We start from the raw sequence: 16,947 nt of genomic DNA on the forward strand, positions 1-16,947 counted from the left end.
GGTGATGCCGTCCGGTTAGCCCAAGCGCCGCGGCTTGGCCACTCGCCAACTTGCAAGCACCCGCGCGCTCGCACACATGGACCGGCATGACCGAGATCGACGGGATCGAATGGCGGGTGTCGCCGGGCCTCACCCCCTATGACGAAGCGCTGGCGACGATGGAGGCGCGCGCCGCCGCCGTGCTGGCGGGCGAGGCGCCCGAGTTGCTCTGGCTGCTCGAACATCCGCCGGTCTACACCGCCGGCACCAGCGCGGTGGCGGGCGACCTGATCGATCCGCGCTTTCCGGTGATCGCCACCGGGCGGGGCGGCAAATACACCTATCACGGCCCCGGCCAGCGTATCGTCTACATGGTCCTCGACCTCGGCAGGCGCGGGCGCGACGTGCGCTGCTTCGTCCACGGCGTGGAAGGCTGGGTGATCGCCGCGCTCGAACGGCTGGGCGTCTCGGCGTTCCGGGCGGAGGGGCGCGTCGGCATCTGGACGCGCGATGGCGGCCCGGAAGCGAAGATCGGCGCGATCGGCGTGCGCGTGCGGCGGTGGATCACGCTGCACGGCCTCGCCGTGAACGTCGCGCCGGACCTCACCCACTTCACCGGCATCGTGCCGTGCGGCCTGCCGGACTATCCGGTCACCAGCCTCGCCGCGCTGGGCCGCGACGCCGACCTCGCAACCTTTGACGCCGCCCTGGCGTTGACCGCGCCGGTGTTCCTCTCGTCGCTTTCCTGTCCTGCCGAGGCGTAGGCGCAGAAAACGAGGCTTGAGGGCCGGGCATTATGCGATTAATGTCCACCGCGATTTGGGTATTAAAGGGCCAGCAAGCCGTCCAAATCCTTATCTAGGGAGCTTCCAATGCGTGCAATCATCTCCAAGGTCCTGACCGGCTCGCTGATCGCCGGCGCCGCGCTCGCCGTGTCGGCTTGTGGCCCGAAGACCGAGACCACCACCGACAACACGATGGTCACCGACCTGAACACCACCGACGACATGGGCACCATGAGCGACAACATGACCGCCGTCGACGGCGCGTCGAACGGTGGCATGATGGCCAACGACACCATGATGTCGAACGACACCATGATGTCGAACGACACGATGACCACCAACGCGATGTAATAACCCGCAAGGGTTTTACCGTAAGGTCATTACGACATCGAAACGGCCGTCCGGGCAACTGGGCGGCCTTTTCTATTATGTTCCAACGCTTGGCCGCATTTCGTCCGATTTTGCCGCGGATATGCTTAATCGGGGATTGGGTCGGGGGGCAAAACCATCTAGAATTCCCGCATAACGATCCTTCGGGAGGATAGGTGAAATGACCCTGTTGCGTACCGCGCTGGCGCTTGGCGGCGTGGCGATCGGCCTGACGGCGGCGGCTGCGCCCGCCTCGGCCCAATTCTACCTGCGCTCGCACGATTTCCGCGGCGAAACGGTCAAGGGGACCGAAGCGGGGCTCGGTCAGGTGCTGCCCGGCGCCACCGATACCGAGATTCGCGCGGCGATGGCGTGGAACCTGCGCGCGGCGCTCAACGTCGCGGCGCTGCAATGCCAGTTCGAACCGACGCTGCTTACCGTCACCAACTACAATGCCATCCTGACCGACCACCAGGCCGAGTTGAAGGCATCGTTCGACGCGCTGAACAAATATTTCACTCGCACCGCCAAGTCGGCCAAAGAGGGGCAGACCGCGCTCGATCAGTTCGGCACGCGGCTGTATTCCAGCTTCGCGGCGGTCGCAGCCCAGCTCAACTTCTGCCAGACGGCGAGCGAGATCGGTCGCGAGGCGGTGTTCACGCCGCGGGGCCAGTTCGGCGATCTTGCCCTGACCCGCATCCGCGAATTGCGCAACAGCCTGACGCCCTATGGCGAACAGCATTTCTCGCGCGCGCTCGGCCGCGACTATGCCTCGCAGCCGCGCATCGACCCCGTCTGCTACGACAAGAAGGGACGCTGGGTCGTCAAGAAGTGCGGCGCCTTCGTCTGGCCGCCGGCGCCGGTGGCCACCGCGGCTGCGGCGCCGACCGCCGCCACGCAGACCGCGGCACGCTGACGCCGACGTCCGGTGGAGCCGATCGGTTGCCCTGCGACAGGCAGGTGCGATCGGCTCTACCGCAGGCCCAGCATCTTGTGCGTCTGCAGCGACAGGCGCCATTGCGGCCGCTCCATCACCAGCGCAATCGCCGCCTCGACGTTCGCCGCCCCACGCGTATCGTCCATCGGCTGGAGCAGCCGATTGGCGAACGCCCAGCTCTCGACCGTCTCTAGATCGATTCCCGCCTGCGGCCACACCAGCTTCAACTCGTCGCCGGACTGCTGCACCACCGTGCTGCCCGCCTTCGGACTGACGCACACCCAGTCGATACCGGGGTGGACCGGCAGGGTGCCGTTCGTCTCGATCGCGATGCGAAAGCCCGCATGATGAAGGGCGTCGACCAACGCATCGTCGACCTGCAGCATCGGTTCGCCACCGGTAACGACCACGAAGCGTTCGCCCACCCCTTCGCCCCAGAAGCCCGCTACCGCGGCGACCAGCGCCGCCGCGTCGGCAAACTTGCCGCCCCCCAGGCCATCGGTGCCGACGAAATCGGTGTCGCAGAAGCGGCAGACCGCCGTGGCGCGATCCTGCTCGCGGCCGCTCCACAGGTTGCAACCGGCAAAGCGCACGAACACCGCGCGCCGTCCGGCGTTCACCCCCTCGCCCTGCAGGGTGAGGAACATCTCCTTGACCGCATAGCTCATGCGCGCCTCACGGCTGGACGGCGTAGACCGTCGGATCGGCGATGCCGGCCTCCTGGAACCCCTTGGAGCGCAGGCGACAGCTGTCGCAGGTGCCGCAATGCACGCCGCCGGGTGCCGGATCGTAGCACGACCAGCTGATCCCCATGTCGAGGCCCAGCCGCGTGCCCTCCCGTACGATATCCGCCTTGGTCATATGCTGGAGCGGTGCGTGGATGCGGAACGGCTGCCCTTCGACGCCCGCCTTGGTGGCGATCTCCGCCAGCCCCTCGAACGCGCTGATGAATTCAGGCCGGCAATCGGGATAGCCCGAATAGTCCAGCGCATTGACCCCGATGAACAGGTCGCGTGCGCCCGCCGCCTCCGCCCAGCCGAGGGCGAGGCTGAGGAAGATGGTGTTGCGCGCCGGTACGTAGGTGACGGGAATGCCCTCGCCCACGCCCTCCTTCGGTACGGCGATATCGTCGGTCAGCGCCGAGCCGCCGAAGGCGGACAGGTCGAGCGGCAGCACGATGTGGCGCTCGGCACCGAGCGCCGTGGCCACACGACGGGCAGCGGCGAGTTCGACGCGGTGGCGCTGGTTGTAGTCGACGGACAGCGCGAGCAGGCGATAGCCCGCCTCGCGCGCGCTCGCAGCGGAGATCATCGAGTCGAGTCCGCCGGACACGAGCACGACGGCCAACGGCGCGGCCTGGGATGCAATGGTCATGATCCGCGCCGCGCTAGGCCAACGGTGCGCAAAAGAAAAGGGCCGCGGGTGAGGCGGCCCTTTTAAGGGTAAGAGCGCGTCAACGCTCTTAGGGAGAAAAGCGTGCGACATTCGAAAACATGCACGCCCTTTCCGATAAGGGGAGCCGGTTAAAATCGGCTTAAGGCGTTGCGTTCCGCGGACTTATTATGTGCACGGCGAAGCGGGTCAGGCGACCGGATCGAGCTCCGCGGGAACCGGGAACTTGGTCGCGCAAAAGGCGCAGTCGACCTGGATGAAGCCGCTGTCGTCGGCCATCTCGCGCCGTTCCTCGGCGGAGAACTTGGACAGCACGCTGGCAATATATTCGCCCGTGCAACGGCAGCCGCGCGACAGCGGCGTCGAGGCCAGCACCCGCACATCGGCCTCCTCGTTGAACAGACGCCACACCAGAGTCTCCAGCGACACGGCGGGATCGGCGAGCTCGTCGGCGCCCATCGTCTGGCCGAGCGCCTGGACATGCTCCCATTCGGGATGATCGAGCCGGGTATGGAGGCGCTCGCGGCCCACCTCGCCCTCCGGCAGGTGCTGGAGGAACAGACCGCCGGCGACCCGCCGCCCCGCCGCGTCGCGCGTGATGCCGACGCGTACCAGGCTGGGGATCTGCTCCGACTGGACGAAATAGGTCTGCGCCGCCTCCGACAGGGTTTCGCCGTCGAGCGGCACGATCCCCTGGTAGCGTTCGCCGCTGGTCGCGAGGTCGAAGGTGATCGCGAGGTAGCCCTGGCCGAACAGCGCGAACAGCGTCGGCTGCTCGGGCGCCGTGGCCAGCTTCTCGGCGTCGTAGTCGACATAGCCGCGCACCTCGCCGCCGCGATAATCGCAGACGAGCAGGCGGATCACGCCATTCTCCGTCCGCGTCTGCATGGTCAGCTGGCCGGTCGGGTCCTTCAGCGTCGAACCGATCAGTGCGGCGAGCGTCAGCGCCTCGGCGAGCAGCGCCTCGATCGCCGGCGGATAGGCATGCGCGGCGAGCACCGCGTCGAGCGCTGGCCCCAGGCGCACCACCCGGCCACGCGCCGAGCGGGAGGGGATCGCGAAGCCGAGCGCGCGATCGAGATCGGTCATGGTCTGTTGCATGGCGGCGAGATGGGGCGCGGGGCTGCAGGGGTCAAGTTTGGCGCCTCATTCGTCATCCCGGCCTACGCCGGGCTGACGAAACGCCTTACCCGATCTGGCCGAACACCCAGCGCAGCACCGCCTTTTGCGCATGCAGGCGGTTCTCCGCCTCCGCCCAGATCAGCGACTGCGGGCCGTCGATCACCGCATCCACCACCTCCTCACCGCGGTGCGCGGGAAGGCAATGGAGGAACCGGGCATCGGGCCTCGCATGCGCCATCAGCGCTTCATCGACCTGATAGGGCATCATCGCCGCAAGCTTGGTGTCGGCCTGCGCCTGTCCCATCGAGATCCAGGTGTCGGTGACGATCACGTCTGCCCCTGCCACCGCCTCCTGCGGGCTGGCGACGACACGCGCATGGCCCTGGCCGAGCGCCACGTCCTCCTCCGGCGGCATGAAGCCTTGCGGGCAGGCGGCGACCACCTCGAACCGCATCAGGCCGGCTGCCTCCATCAGCGAGGCGAGCACGTTGTTGCCATCGCCGAGCCACGCGACCTTGAGGCCCGGCAGCGCCTTGCCATCCTCCAGGATGGTCTGCAGGTCCGCCATGATCTGGCAGGGGTGCGACGCGTCGGTCAAGCCGTTGATGACGGGCACGCCGGCATGGCGCGCCATGTCCTCGACCTTGGCATGATCGTCGGTGCGGATCATGATCGCATCGACGTAACCCGACAGCACGCGGGCGGTATCGGCGATGCTCTCGCCGCGCCCCAGCTGCATCGAGCCTGCGTCCATGACGATGGACGTGCCGCCCAGCTGACGGATAGCCATGTCGAAGCTGACGCGGGTGCGAGTCGAATTCTTTTCGAAGATCATCGCCAGCACATGGCCGGCGAGCGGCGCATCGGCGTCGACGCGCCCCTTGGGCCAGCCGGCACGCGCCGCCTTGCGATCCATCGCATCGGCGAGCATCGCGGCGACGCCATCGGCGCCGGCATCGGTCAGGTTCAAGAAATGCCGCATCTTATCCTCCCCGTACCGGGGAGGATCTTAGGCTCAATCGTCGCTTGCGCCCGCAAACACCCGTGCCGCCGTGCCGAGCTTCTCCAGGCATTCGGCGACATGCGCCTCCTCGATCACCAGCGGCGGCAGGATGCGCACGACATTCTCGCCCGCCGCGACCAGCAGCAGCCCGTGATTGTCGCGCGCATGGGCCACGAATTCGCGCGGCTCGACGCCCGCCTTCAGCTTCAGGCCGAGCATCAGCCCCTTGCCCCGCACGCCCTCGAACACATGGTCGTGGTTGGGGATCAGCTGTTCGAGGCCGCCGCGCAGTCGCTCGCCCATCGCCTCGACCTGCTCCAGGAAGCCGTCGGCGAGCAGCACGTCGAGCACCGCCTGCCCCGCGGCCATCGCCAGCGGGTTGCCGCCATAGGTGGAGCCGTGGGTGCCGATCACCATGCCCGATGCCGCCCGCTCGGTGGCGAGGCACGCGCCGAGCGGGAAGCCGGCACCGATGCCCTTGGCGACCGACATGATGTCGGGCTCGATGCCGTAATGCTCGTACGCCCACATCTTGCCGGTGCGTCCGTAGCCGCACTGCACCTCGTCCAGGATCAGCAGCAGGCCGTGGTCGTCGCATGCCTTGCGCAGGCCGGTGATGAATTCGGGCGTGCCGACCGACACGCCGCCCTCGCCCTGGATCGTCTCCACCATGAAGCCGGCGGTCTGATCGTCGATCAGCGCCAGCGCGGCGTCGAGGTCGTTGAACGGCGCATAGGCGAACCCGGGCAGCAGCGGCTCGAAGCCGTCGCGCATCTTGGGCTGGTTGGTCGCCGAGATCGCGCCCATCGTCCGCCCGTGGAAGGCGTTGTTGAAGGTGATGATCTTGGTCCGCTCCGGCGCGCCATTGGCGTAATGGAAGCGGCGCGCGGTCTTGATCGCGCATTCTACCGCTTCGGCACCCGAATTGGTGAAGAACACCGTGTCGGCGAAGCTGTGCGCGCAGATGCGTTCCGCCAGCGCCTCACCCTGCGGGCTGCCGTAGAGGTTGCTGACGTGCATCAGCGTCGCCGCCTGATCGGCGATCGCCTTGACGAGGTGCGGATGGCCATGGCCGAGCGCGTTGACCGCGATGCCCGCCGCCATGTCGAGATAGCGGCTGCCGTCCTCGGAGATCAGATGGCACCCCTCCCCTCGGACCGGACGCACCCCGCACCGCGGATAGACGGGCATGAGTGGCGTAATGGTCACGGGAAGTCTCCTCTTCTCCAAACGAGAAAGGGCGACCCGACGGTCGCCCAATCCTTCTTTACGGGGTGGCGAGGCGGCGGGTCAACACCGGGAAAGGCCCAAGCGCCACGCCCCCACTGCACCGGCCTCACTGCACCGGCACGTCCTTGCCCTTGTAGGTCGAGGACATGGTAGTCGTGTCAAGCCGCCCGATGGTGTTCCGGACCATGATCCTCGATCCTGTCGGGCTCGCAAGATCGTAGATCATCGAATACCGCTCGACGCGATATACCGGCGGCGCATCGTCGGCACCGGCGAAGGGGGCATAGCGACGCGCAGCCACAGCCTTCAATTTCACCGGCAACCATGGCCCGGGCGCATAGGCGGAGGTTTGCTCGACATGGACGTCAGCGACCGATCCGTCGGGCTTGACCCAGAAACTGACGTCGGCCCATTCCGACTGCATACCGCCGCTCTGCGTGGCGCTGAGGCCCGGCCGCGCCAGATCGACCCAGGGTTCGGACAGGAGCACCGGCTCCTGCAACGGCGTAGGCGGGGCGCGATCGAGCAGCGCCTGCCGCTGCGATGGCTTGGCTTCCAGCACCTTCAGTCGTTCGGCCAGCAGCGTCAGGCCATCGCGAAACGGGGCGAACCCGGGCTCCGTCCGTTCGGCGATGCGGGCGACCGCCCGACGCGCTCGATAGCGATAATCGGAATCGACGCTCGCGACCGCCGAAAACAACACGGCGGATCGATACAGGGCATGCCCTTCAACCGCGATATTGCCGGCGGCCCGTCCTTGTGCGGCGACCCGATCGTACATCGCCGACGCCATCTCCAGCCGGCCCTCGCGGGCATATTGGTCGCCGAGTTCGAGCCGCTGCACCATGATCGTCGGGCTGTCTCCCGGCAATCCCTTCTTGAGCAGCCCCACGGCATCCAGCGAGGCGGAATGCGCCGCACCGACCCTGCCGACCATCATCGACAATTTGGTTGCCGCGCGCGCAAGATCCGACACGGGTTCCGGGAAGGTGCTGGCAAAGCGGTTGTTGCGGCGGCGGGATTCGAGGACGGTAGAGCGCGCAGCGACGTAGTCGCCCGCGAGGAACTGCTGGTTGGCATAGCGCAACGCGGCATCGATCTCGCGATCGGGCGGACAGTGTGCCGCAATGCAGCGGTCGAGCGCCGCCCGCGTGCTCTGCAGCGAGGTGCCGTTGATGACGATCGAAGGATCACGCTCCGATGGGGCATCGCTGGCCGGTGCACCGGCAACAACCTGTAACGCGAGCAGAGGCAGAAGCAGCATGATACCATCTCCCGATACTTGAACCCATCACACGATCTATGCCGGTGATTGTCAACGCATCATGCAGTGACTGGGACCCATCATCGAGAAATGAACAGCCCGATTTGGGCAGCGGCGCGTGAACTGGCTGACAACACGCCACCATCATGGCGTGGACTCTTACATATGCGTTCGCAATTCGCCGTAATCGATCACGCGTCGATCGCTTCCTCGTCCATCCGCGCCGCGTTCTTCTGGATGAAGGCGAAGCGATGGGCAGGATTGTTGCCCATCAATTGGTCGACCAATTCCTTCACGCCTGCGCGTTCTTCATATTCCTGGGGCAGCGTCACGCGGATCAGGCCGCGCGTTTTCGGGTCCATGGTGGTTTCGCGGAGCTGGCCGGGGTTCATCTCACCCAAGCCCTTGAAGCGCGCGACCTCCGGCTTCTTGCCCTTGAATGCGGTGCGTTCGAGTTCGGCACGATGGGCATCGTCGCGGGCATAGAGCGACTTGGCCCCCACGGTCAGCCGGTAGAGCGGCGGCTGCGCCAGGTAGAGGTGGCCGCGGCGCACGAGGTCGGGCATTTCTTGGAAGAAGAAGGTCATCAGCAGCGTCGCGATGTGTGCGCCATCGACGTCGGCGTCGGTCATGATGACGATGCGTTCGTAGCGCAGCTGCGTCGGGTCGCACTCCTTGCGCGTACCGCAGCCCAGCGCCTGGATCAGGTCGGCGATCTCCTGGTTGGCGACGATCTTGGCACTGGTGGCGGAAGCGACGTTGAGGATCTTGCCGCGGATCGGCAGGATCGCCTGCGTCTTGCGATCACGCGCCTGTTTCGCCGAGCCGCCGGCCGAATCACCTTCGACGATGAACAATTCGGTGCCTTCGGGGCTGTCGGCGGCGCAATCGGTCAGCTTGCCGGGCAGGCGCAGCTTGCGTGCCGACGTGGCGGTCTTGCGCTTGACCTCGCGCTCCGCCTTGCGGCGAAGGCGCTCGTCCATCCGGTCGAGCACATAGCCGAGTAAGGCCTTGCCGCGGTCCATGTTGTGGCCGAGCCAATGGTCGAAATGATCGCGCACCGCCTTTTCGACGAGGCCCGCCGCTTCCGGGCTGGTCAGGCGATCCTTGGTCTGGCTCTGGAATTGGGGCTCGCGGATGAAGACGCTGAGCATCAGCTCGCTGCCGACCATCACGTCGTCGGCGGTGATATCCTTCGCCTTCTTCTGGTGGATCAGTTCGCCGAACGCGCGCAGGCCGCGTACCAAAGCCTGGCGCAGGCCCTGTTCGTGGGTGCCGCCGTCGGGGGTCGGGATGGTGTTGCAATACCAGCTGTAGCTGCCGTCGCTCCACAGCGGCCAGGCGACCGCCCATTCGACCCGCCCCTGCTCGGCCGGGAAATCCTGCCGCCCGGCGAAGAAATCGGCTGTGGCGCATTCGCGGCCGCCGATCTGCTCCTTCAGGTGATCGGCCAAGCCGCCGGGGAATTGGAACACCGCCTCGGGCGGCGTGTCGGTCCCCTCGACCAGTTCGGGCGCGCACCGCCAGCGAATCTCGACCCCGGCGAACAGATACGCCTTGGAGCGGACGAGCTGGTAGAGCCGCTTGGGCTTGAAGCCCAGTTCGGGGCCGAAGATCTCCGTGTCGGGGGTGAACGCCACCGACGTGCCGCGGCGGTTGGGCGCCGCGCCGACATGCTCCAGCGGCCCCAGCGTCTGCCCGCGGCTGAAACGCTGGCGGTAGAGCTGACGGTCGCGCGCGACTTCCACGGTCGTGTCGGACGACAGCGCATTGACCACCGACACGCCGACGCCGTGCAGGCCGCCGCTGGTCGCATAGGCTTTCCCCGCGAACTTGCCGCCGGAATGGAGCATGGAGAGGATCACCTCCAGCGCCGACTTGTCAGGAAATTTCGGATGCGGGTCGACCGGCATGCCGCGGCCGTTGTCGACGATGGTCAGCCGGTTGCCGACCTCCAGCGTCACCTCGATGCGGGTGGCGTGCCCCGCCACCGCCTCGTCCATCGCATTGTCGAGCACCTCGGCGGCGAGATGATGGAGCGCGCGTTCGTCGGTGCCGCCGACATACATGCCGGGGCGGCGACGCACGGGCTCCAGCCCCTCCAGCACCTCGATCGAGGAGGCATCGTAATCAGTGGCGGGCGCCGCGGAGGACGCAAACAGATCTTGGGCCATCGCACGGAACCATAAGGGAACATCGACGCCGATACCAGCATCGCGGCAGCATCTGTGTTGCTGAGGTGTTTCCCGACTGGTGCATCAAAGCCACAGGTGCATCATTTCACCCACGCCTTGCATATTACCCCCGCCGCGGACGTTCCTCGCACGACTGTAACCGCCCGTTGGGAGACACCATGCGCAACACCCTGATCCTCGGCGCACTCGCCGCCGCCAGCTTCGCCACCGCCGCCCAGGCGCAGGAGATGACCGAGGATGCGCCGTTCAACGGCATCTACGTCGGCGCCGCCGGCGGCTATGACGTGCAGCCCAATGACGTCGGCTCGCGCATCCTGTTCGACCGCGGCTCGAACGGCAGCTTCGGCGACACGGTGACCACGGCTGCGGGCGCCAACGCCTTTTCGCCCGGCTTCTGCAACGGCCGCGCCGTGGCGGCGACTCCGCTTCCCGCCGGTTGCCGCAACGACCGGGACGGCTGGTCCTATTACGCCCGCGTCGGCATGGATTCGCAGGCCGGCAACATCGTGATCGGTGCGGTCGGTGAATTCGGCAAGACCGAGATCACCGACAGCGTCAGCGGCTTTTCGACCACGCCGGCGAACTATGTGATGACCCGCGATGTGAAGTGGGAAGCGAGCATCCGCGGCCGCATCGGCTATGCACCCGGCACGACGCTGTTCTACGGCACCTTCGGCCCCGGCTATGCCGATATCGATCGCAACTTCACCTCGACCAACACCGCAAATGCCTTCGCCCAGTCGGGCAAGCGCCGCCAGTTCGGCATCGTCGGCGGTGGCGGCATCGAGCAGAAGATCGGCCGCAACTTCTCGATCGGCATGGAATATACCTACCACCAGTATCAGGACGACGATTATCGCGTGCGCGTGACTCAGGGCACCGCGCCGGCGACCAATCCGTTCGTGCTGGCATCGGGCGGCACCTCGACCGACTTCCGTCGTTCCGACGAGAAGTTCCGCTGGCACTCGCTGCGCGCGACCGCGGCGTTCCGGTTCTAAGGCGCCGGGCGGCCGCCGCTACGCAGCGCGTAGCGGCGGACTCGCCCCAGCCCGGCCAGCATCGCGGCAACGCGACGACTGACGACGCGGCTTTGCCGCGGCGGGATCTAAATACGGAAAGCCCTCCCGCCAGGGGCGGTGGCAGCGCGCAAGCGCTGACGGAGGGGGAGGTACACGACGAACGTCGTGCTTGCGGAGACGCCCCCTCCACCACGGCCTGCGGCCGCGGTCCCCCTCCCCCGCTTCGCGAGGGAGGAATTTTGCATTCCATGACGTCGGACGCGGCAACAGCCGCGCCGGCCGGGCGGCCCTGCGCCGGCTTAGCGGACCCGCGGACCGCCGAACGGCAGCGGCGGCGGGGGGCGGCGATCGCGGCGGGGCAACTGCGCCTGATAGGCGTGACCGCAATGCTGCACGCAATAGGGGAAGCCCGGGTTCACCTTGTCGCCGCAGAAGTGGAAGTCCGGTTCGCCAGGGTGGCCGAGCGGCCATTTGCAGATACGGTCGTTGAGATCGAGCAACGTCGTCTTGCCGGCGATCTCCGGCGAAGGCTTGGCCGGCACCAGGCGGCGCGGCGGTGCCGGCGTCGCGGGCGGCTGCTGCTCGCCGGGCGACTGGCGCACGAAGCCGCCGGGACCGACGGAGCGCAGGATCGGCTGCGGCTCGCGCGCCGGCTCCGGGCGGGCGGGCGCTGCGGCGACCGCTTCCTCTTCCTCGTCTTCCTCCGGCTCGTCGTCCATCTCGACCGCGACCGGTTCGGGCTCCGGCGCAGGTGCCGGGCGCGGCGCAGCGACGGGCGGCGGGGGCGGGGCCTCGACCGGTGCCGGTTCCGGCTCGACGGCAACCGGTGCGGCGGCGGCAGGCTCGTTGGGCTTCACCGGCGACGGGCGCGACTGCAGGCCAAGGCGGTGCGCCTTGCCGATCACGGCATTGCGGCTGACTCCACCAAGCGCCTCGGCGATCTGGCTGGCGGTCTGCCCGGCCTCCCACATCGTCTTGAGCGTGTCGATCCGCTCGTCGGTCCAGGACATTCGTGTTTCCTTACTCTTGCGCCGGGTTGCGGGAGGCTGCGGCTGCGGTTACCCGCTTGGCCCATGAGCAGCCAGCCCCCAATCGGCGAAATCCAATCGGCGATCCGGTCCGCGCCCGGCGTTCCGGTGATCCGGAACGTCAACTGGGGCGGCCTGAAGACCCTCTATGTGAAGGAGGTGCGCCGGTTCTTCAAGGTCCACCTCCAGACCGTATGGGCGCCGGCGATCACGACGCTGCTGTTCCTGATCGTCTTCACCATCGCGACCGGCGCGAAAAGCCCGGTCCACGTCGGCGGCGTGGTGATCCCGTTCGCGGACTTCATCGCGCCCGGCCTCATCATCAGCCAAGGGATGATGGGCCCCGCCTTCGCCAACGCCAGCTTCTCGCTGCTGGTCGGCAAGATCCAGGGCACGATCGTCGATTACCTGCAACCGCCGCTGTCCACCGCCGAGCTGCTTGCCGCGCTGGTCGGCGGCGCGATGACGCGGGCGTTCATCGTCGGCTTCATCTGCTGGTGCGCGATGGCGCTGTACCCCGGCGTACACGTGACGCCGGTACATCCGCTCGCCATAGTCTGGTTCGGGTTCCTGGGCGCGGCGTTCCTGTCGTTCCTGGGCGTGCTAACCTCGATCTGGGCAGAGAAGTTCGATCATGCCGCGGCGGTGACCAACTTCGTCATCGCGCCGCTGTCGCTGCTGTCGGGCACCTTCTATTCGGTCGACCGGCTGGCGCCCGCCTTCCGCGCGTTCAGCCACGCCAATCCGTTCTTCTACATCATCTCGGGCTTCCGATACGGCTTCCTCGGCACCGCCGATTCGCCCATCATCGTCGGCAGCATCGCGATCCTCGCGGTGGACATCGTGCTGGGGGTCGCATGCTACGTGCTGTTGCGAAAGGGCTGGAAGCTCAAGAACTGATCCTGGCGACCCTGGCGCTGGCCGCGGCCACGCCGCTCGCTGCCACCGCGCAGACGCTGCCCCCCGCCATCGCGACCGATCCCGCGGTGCGCATCCGCGCCGAGGCGTTGATACCGGTGCTTGCCGGCAGGCCCGGCTATGACACATTATTCGCTCCCGCCTTTCGCCAGGCGGTGCCCGCCCCGCGCTTCGCATCCCTGACCCAGAGCCTGCGCGCGACGCTCGGCGCCCCGCGGGAGATCGCGCAGCTCCAGCCGATCGGGCGCTGGGCGGCGACGGTGGTGCTGCGCTACGAACGCGGCAGCGCGACGATGCGGCTGGTGCTCGATCCCGCCGCACCGCACGCGATCACCGGGCTGCTCATCACCGGCACCGCGCTGGCGGGCGACACGGCGGCCAGAATCCAGACCGATCTGGCCGCCCTGTCCGGCACCGCCCAGCTCGGGCTTTATGCGCTGGATGGCGACACGCCCGCCCCCGTCTTCGCGGCGGGCGGCGATACGCCGGCACCGCTCGGTTCGGCATTCAAGCTGTGGGTGCTGGCCGAAACCGCGCGGCAGGTCGCCGCCGGCACCCACCGTTGGGACGAGGTGGTGCCGATCGGCCCGCGCTCGCTGCCCTCGGGTATCCTCCAAGGCTGGCCGGCGGGGGCGCCGGTGACGGTGCAGACGCTGGCGACGCTGATGATCTCGATCAGCGACAATACCGCGACCGATACGCTGCTCACCCTGCTCGGCCGCAACCGGGTGGATGCGATGGCGGCGCGATACGGCGGCGCAACGCCGGTGCTGACCACGCGCGAGGCGTTCGCGATCAAGGCGGATCGCACGCTCACCGCCGCCTGGATCGCGGCCGATCCGGCGCAGCGCCGCGCCATGCTCGCCGCGCAGGCGCAAAGGATCGCCAGCGCGCCGATCGACCCGCTGCTGTTCTCGTCGGGGCCGGTGGCGAGCGAAGGGGTGGAGTGGTTCGCCGCCCCGCGCGACATGGCCCGGCTGCTCGCCAGCCTGCGCGATGCCGGGCCGGTGGTGCGCAATATCCTCTCGATCAACCACGGCATCGCGCCTGCGACCGCCGGCCGGTTCGCGTATGTCGGCTTCAAGGGCGGGTCGGAGCCGGGCGTGATCGCGCTCAACGTGCTGGTGCAGGCCAAGGACGGGCGCTGGTATGCCGTCACCGGCAGCTGGCACCGCCCGGACGCGGCGGTGGAGGAAGCGCCGTTCCTGGCACTGGTCACGCGCGCGCTCGATCTGATCGGCAGTTAGGCTCTTCGACCGCTGAGTGCCCGGGCCGTGACGTTCACCGGCACGAGACTCAGGCGGTGAGTGCATCCACGAGCGTGCGGACCTTGTTCTGGCGCCATTGCGGCAGCGGCGCGACCAGCCAATAGCCCATGCGGGAGGGCTGCGGATCGCCGATCATCGACACCGCGCCGCTGGAGATCGCGCGGGCGGCGAGCAGTTCGGACACCGTCGTCCGGCCAAGGCCCGCCACCGCGGCATCGATGGCGAGGCCTGCGTCGGCGACGCGGACCAGTGCCGGACCATCGCCGCCGGGACCGCCCGGCCAGCCGATCACCGCATCGCCGGCACCGGCGGCGGCGATCGTCACCATGCCTTCCGATTCCAGCGCCTCGCCCTCATGCTCGCCCGGCCCTTCGCCCCAGCGGATCGCGAGGTCGAGATTGGCCTCGGTGAAATCCACCGCATCGTCCGCCGCCAGCAGCACGAAGCGCAATTCGCCATCGGCCCTGGCGATCTCGGCCAGCCGCGGCATCAGCCATTTTTCGGTCAGGTCGCGCGGCGCGGCGATGGTCAACGACTTGGACGATTGCCCCGCCTGCATCGCGCGCACCGCTTCCTCGAACTGGAGGAAGCCGTTGCGCAGCGGCGCCAGCCCCGCCTCCGCCTCCGGCGTCAGCTCCAGGCCACGGGTGGTGCGGCGGAACAGCACCACGCCCAGCGTATCCTCCAGTGCGCGGATCTGCTGGCCGACCGCCGCCGGCGTCACCGCCAGTTCGTCCGCCGCGCGGGTGAAGCTGAGGTGCCGCGCCGCCGCGTCCAGCACGCGCAGACCGTTCAGCGGCAGGTGCGTCCGCTTCATGATTCCACCGCCGGCGCGGTCAACACGAAGCGGGGGATGGCGGCGTCGAACTCGGCGCCATCCTCGGCGATCATCCGGTAGCTGCCCTGCATCGCGCCGTTCGGCGTCTGGAGCGGACAGCCGGACACGTAATCGTAGCTTGCACCCGGCGCGAGCAGCGGCTGTTCGCCGACGACGCCCTCCCCCTCCACCGAATGGCGCGCGCCACGGCCGTCGGTGATGATCCAGTGGCGGGTCAGCAATTGCACGGCCCGGTCGGATTCATTCTCCAGCCGGATGTGATAGGCCCAGAACCAGCGGCCGCGCCGCGGCTCAGACTGTTCGGGCAGGTAGCTTACCGCCACGCGCACGGTCACCCCATCGGTGGTCGCGGCGTGCGGAAAGAATTCCTTCACGGCCGCTTCCTCACAGCCCGACCTGGCGCAATGCCTGATCGAGGTCGTCGATCACGTCCTGCGCGTCTTCGAGGCCGACGTTGAGGCGCAGCATGCCCTCGCCGATCCCCATCTCCAGCCGTTTGTCCTCCGCGACGCCGGCATGGGTGGTCGAGGCCGGATGCGTCATCAGCGACCGCGAATCGCCGATGTTGTTGGAGATATCGACCAGCGTCAGCGCATCGAGCAGGCCGTGCGCCTGCGCACGGTCGGCGACCTCGAAGGCGAAGATCGGGCCGGCGGCGCGCATCTGCCGCATCGCCAGGTCGTGCTGCGGATGGCTGGCGAGGCCGGGATGCAGGATCCTGGGCACGCGTCCTTCCAGGAAGCGGCCGACCTTCAGCGCATTCTCCGACTGGCGGTGGATGCGCAGGTCGAGCGTCTCCAGCCCCTTCAGCACCACCCAGGCGTTGAACGGCGACAGCGTCGGGCCGGTGTTGCGTGTGAAGGGCAGCAGCGTGTTGGTGATGAAATCCTCGCTGCCGCACACCGCGCCGGCCAGCACGCGACCCTGCCCGTCCATCATCTTGGTCGCGGAATAGGCGGTGACGTCGGCACCCAAGTCCATCGGCCGCTGCAAGGCGGGCGTCGCGAACGCATTGTCGACGACGCTAGTGATGCCGCGTTCGCGCGCGATGGCGCAGACGGCGGCGAGGTCCACCACGTCCATCGTCGGATTGGCGGGCGTTTCGAAGAAGAAGACCTTGGTTTCCGGCCGCACCGCGTCGAGGAACTGCTGCGGATCGCGCGCATCGACGATGGTGGTGGCGATGCCGAACTTGGGCAGCAGCGTGTCGGTCAGCCAGCGGCACGATCCGAAGGCGGCACGCCCGCCGACCAGATGATCGCCCGCCTGCAACTGGCACAGCAGCACCGCGGTCATCGCCGCCATGCCGCTCGCCATCGTCCGGCATGCCTCCGCACCCTCCAGCAGCGCGATGCGCTTTTCCAGCATCTCGACGGTCGGGTTCTGGAGGCGGGAATAGGTCATCCCCTCCTGCTCGCCGGCGAAGCGCGCGGCGGCATCGCCCGCCTTGTCGTAGCAATAGCCCGAGGTGAGGAACAGCGCCTCGCTGGTTTCGCCATATTCGCTGCGCGCGGTGCCGCCGCGCACCGCCAGCGTCGCGGGGCGCCAATGCGCGGTGATCGAGGGGTCCTGGCCGGCCTTGCGCTTCATGCGCGCCGCT

At 67.9% G+C, this 16,947-nt stretch carries 17 protein-coding genes; 6 read left to right on the plus strand and 11 right to left on the minus strand.

Annotated elements, in window-relative coordinates:
- Positions 1 to 86: 86 nt before the first annotated feature.
- The 3 genes from lipB to AC4GY7_RS10930 all read left to right on the plus strand — a co-directional run bounded on the left by lipB (position 87) and on the right by AC4GY7_RS10930 (position 2,049).
- Positions 87 to 743, plus strand: coding sequence for a lipoyl(octanoyl) transferase LipB (gene lipB, locus AC4GY7_RS10920; protein WP_443583222.1), 657 nt, complete (start codon positions 87 to 89; stop codon positions 741 to 743).
- 108 nt (positions 744 to 851) lie between these two features.
- Positions 852 to 1,115, plus strand: a complete 264-nt coding sequence (locus AC4GY7_RS10925; protein ID WP_443583223.1) for a hypothetical protein — start codon at positions 852 to 854, stop codon at positions 1,113 to 1,115.
- 199 nt (positions 1,116 to 1,314) lie between these two features.
- Positions 1,315 to 2,049 carry a hypothetical protein gene (locus AC4GY7_RS10930; RefSeq protein WP_443583224.1) on the plus strand — a complete coding sequence of 245 codons (735 nt, stop codon included), beginning with the start codon at positions 1,315 to 1,317 and terminating at the stop codon, positions 2,047 to 2,049.
- 56 nt (positions 2,050 to 2,105) lie between these two features.
- Here the strand turns inward: AC4GY7_RS10930 and queE are convergent, their stop codons facing one another.
- The 7 genes from queE to parE form a co-directional block, all read right to left on the minus strand.
- On the minus strand, positions 2,106 to 2,738 hold the full coding sequence (gene queE, locus AC4GY7_RS10935; RefSeq protein WP_491113799.1) for a 7-carboxy-7-deazaguanine synthase: 633 nt from the start codon (positions 2,736 to 2,738) through the stop codon (positions 2,106 to 2,108).
- 7 nt (positions 2,739 to 2,745) lie between these two features.
- Entirely contained in the window at positions 2,746 to 3,444 is a 699-nt protein-coding gene (gene queC, locus AC4GY7_RS10940) for a 7-cyano-7-deazaguanine synthase QueC (RefSeq protein WP_443583226.1), read from the minus strand.
- Between the two features lie 207 nt (positions 3,445 to 3,651).
- Entirely contained in the window at positions 3,652 to 4,563 is a 912-nt protein-coding gene (locus AC4GY7_RS10945) for an Hsp33 family molecular chaperone HslO (RefSeq protein ID WP_491113802.1), read from the minus strand.
- Between the two features lie 85 nt (positions 4,564 to 4,648).
- Entirely contained in the window at positions 4,649 to 5,566 is a 918-nt protein-coding gene (argF, locus tag AC4GY7_RS10950; protein WP_443583228.1) for an ornithine carbamoyltransferase, read from the minus strand.
- 33 nt (positions 5,567 to 5,599) lie between these two features.
- Positions 5,600 to 6,796 carry an aspartate aminotransferase family protein gene (locus AC4GY7_RS10955; protein WP_491113807.1) on the minus strand — a complete coding sequence of 399 codons (1,197 nt, stop codon included), beginning with the start codon at positions 6,794 to 6,796 and terminating at the stop codon, positions 5,600 to 5,602.
- A 127-nt stretch (positions 6,797 to 6,923) separates the two neighbouring features.
- Entirely contained in the window at positions 6,924 to 8,081 is a 1,158-nt protein-coding gene (locus AC4GY7_RS10960) for a hypothetical protein (protein WP_491113810.1), read from the minus strand.
- A gap of 191 nt (positions 8,082 to 8,272) precedes the next feature.
- Complete coding sequence (gene parE, locus AC4GY7_RS10965; RefSeq protein WP_491113813.1) at positions 8,273 to 10,255, minus strand: DNA topoisomerase IV subunit B; 1,983 nt, start codon at positions 10,253 to 10,255, stop codon at positions 8,273 to 8,275.
- 179 nt (positions 10,256 to 10,434) lie between these two features.
- Between parE and AC4GY7_RS10970 the strand changes: the two genes are divergently transcribed.
- Positions 10,435 to 11,274 (plus strand): outer membrane protein, encoded by an 840-nt coding sequence (locus tag AC4GY7_RS10970; RefSeq protein WP_491113816.1) that lies wholly within the window; start codon positions 10,435 to 10,437, stop codon positions 11,272 to 11,274.
- Positions 11,275 to 11,594: 320 nt separating this feature from the next.
- Here the strand turns inward: AC4GY7_RS10970 and AC4GY7_RS10975 are convergent, their stop codons facing one another.
- Positions 11,595 to 12,305 carry a GcrA family cell cycle regulator gene (locus AC4GY7_RS10975; RefSeq protein ID WP_491113819.1) on the minus strand — a complete coding sequence of 237 codons (711 nt, stop codon included), beginning with the start codon at positions 12,303 to 12,305 and terminating at the stop codon, positions 11,595 to 11,597.
- 63 nt (positions 12,306 to 12,368) lie between these two features.
- Between AC4GY7_RS10975 and AC4GY7_RS10980 the strand changes: the two genes are divergently transcribed.
- Positions 12,369 to 13,223 (plus strand): ABC transporter permease, encoded by an 855-nt coding sequence (locus AC4GY7_RS10980; RefSeq protein ID WP_491113822.1) that lies wholly within the window; start codon positions 12,369 to 12,371, stop codon positions 13,221 to 13,223.
- Positions 13,181 to 14,488, plus strand: coding sequence for a serine hydrolase (locus AC4GY7_RS10985; protein WP_491113825.1), 1,308 nt, complete (start codon positions 13,181 to 13,183; stop codon positions 14,486 to 14,488). Before AC4GY7_RS10980 ends, AC4GY7_RS10985 begins: the two co-directional genes overlap by 43 nt.
- A 49-nt stretch (positions 14,489 to 14,537) precedes the next feature.
- Here the strand turns inward: AC4GY7_RS10985 and AC4GY7_RS10990 are convergent, their stop codons facing one another.
- Genes AC4GY7_RS10990 through AC4GY7_RS11000 form a run of 3 tightly spaced genes read right to left on the minus strand, consistent with a single transcriptional unit; the run spans position 14,538 to position 16,937 of the window.
- On the minus strand, positions 14,538 to 15,326 hold the full coding sequence (locus tag AC4GY7_RS10990; RefSeq protein WP_491113827.1) for a LysR family transcriptional regulator: 789 nt from the start codon (positions 15,324 to 15,326) through the stop codon (positions 14,538 to 14,540).
- Positions 15,323 to 15,721, minus strand: coding sequence for a Co2+/Mg2+ efflux protein ApaG (gene apaG, locus AC4GY7_RS10995; protein WP_491113830.1), 399 nt, complete (start codon positions 15,719 to 15,721; stop codon positions 15,323 to 15,325). Before apaG ends, AC4GY7_RS10990 begins: the two co-directional genes overlap by 4 nt.
- Positions 15,722 to 15,731: 10 nt before the next feature.
- On the minus strand, positions 15,732 to 16,937 hold the full coding sequence (locus AC4GY7_RS11000) for a trans-sulfuration enzyme family protein (RefSeq protein WP_491113833.1): 1,206 nt from the start codon (positions 16,935 to 16,937) through the stop codon (positions 15,732 to 15,734).
- Between the last annotated feature and the right edge of the window lie 10 nt (positions 16,938 to 16,947).

The organism is Sphingomonas sp. SP5 (assembly GCF_058313455.1).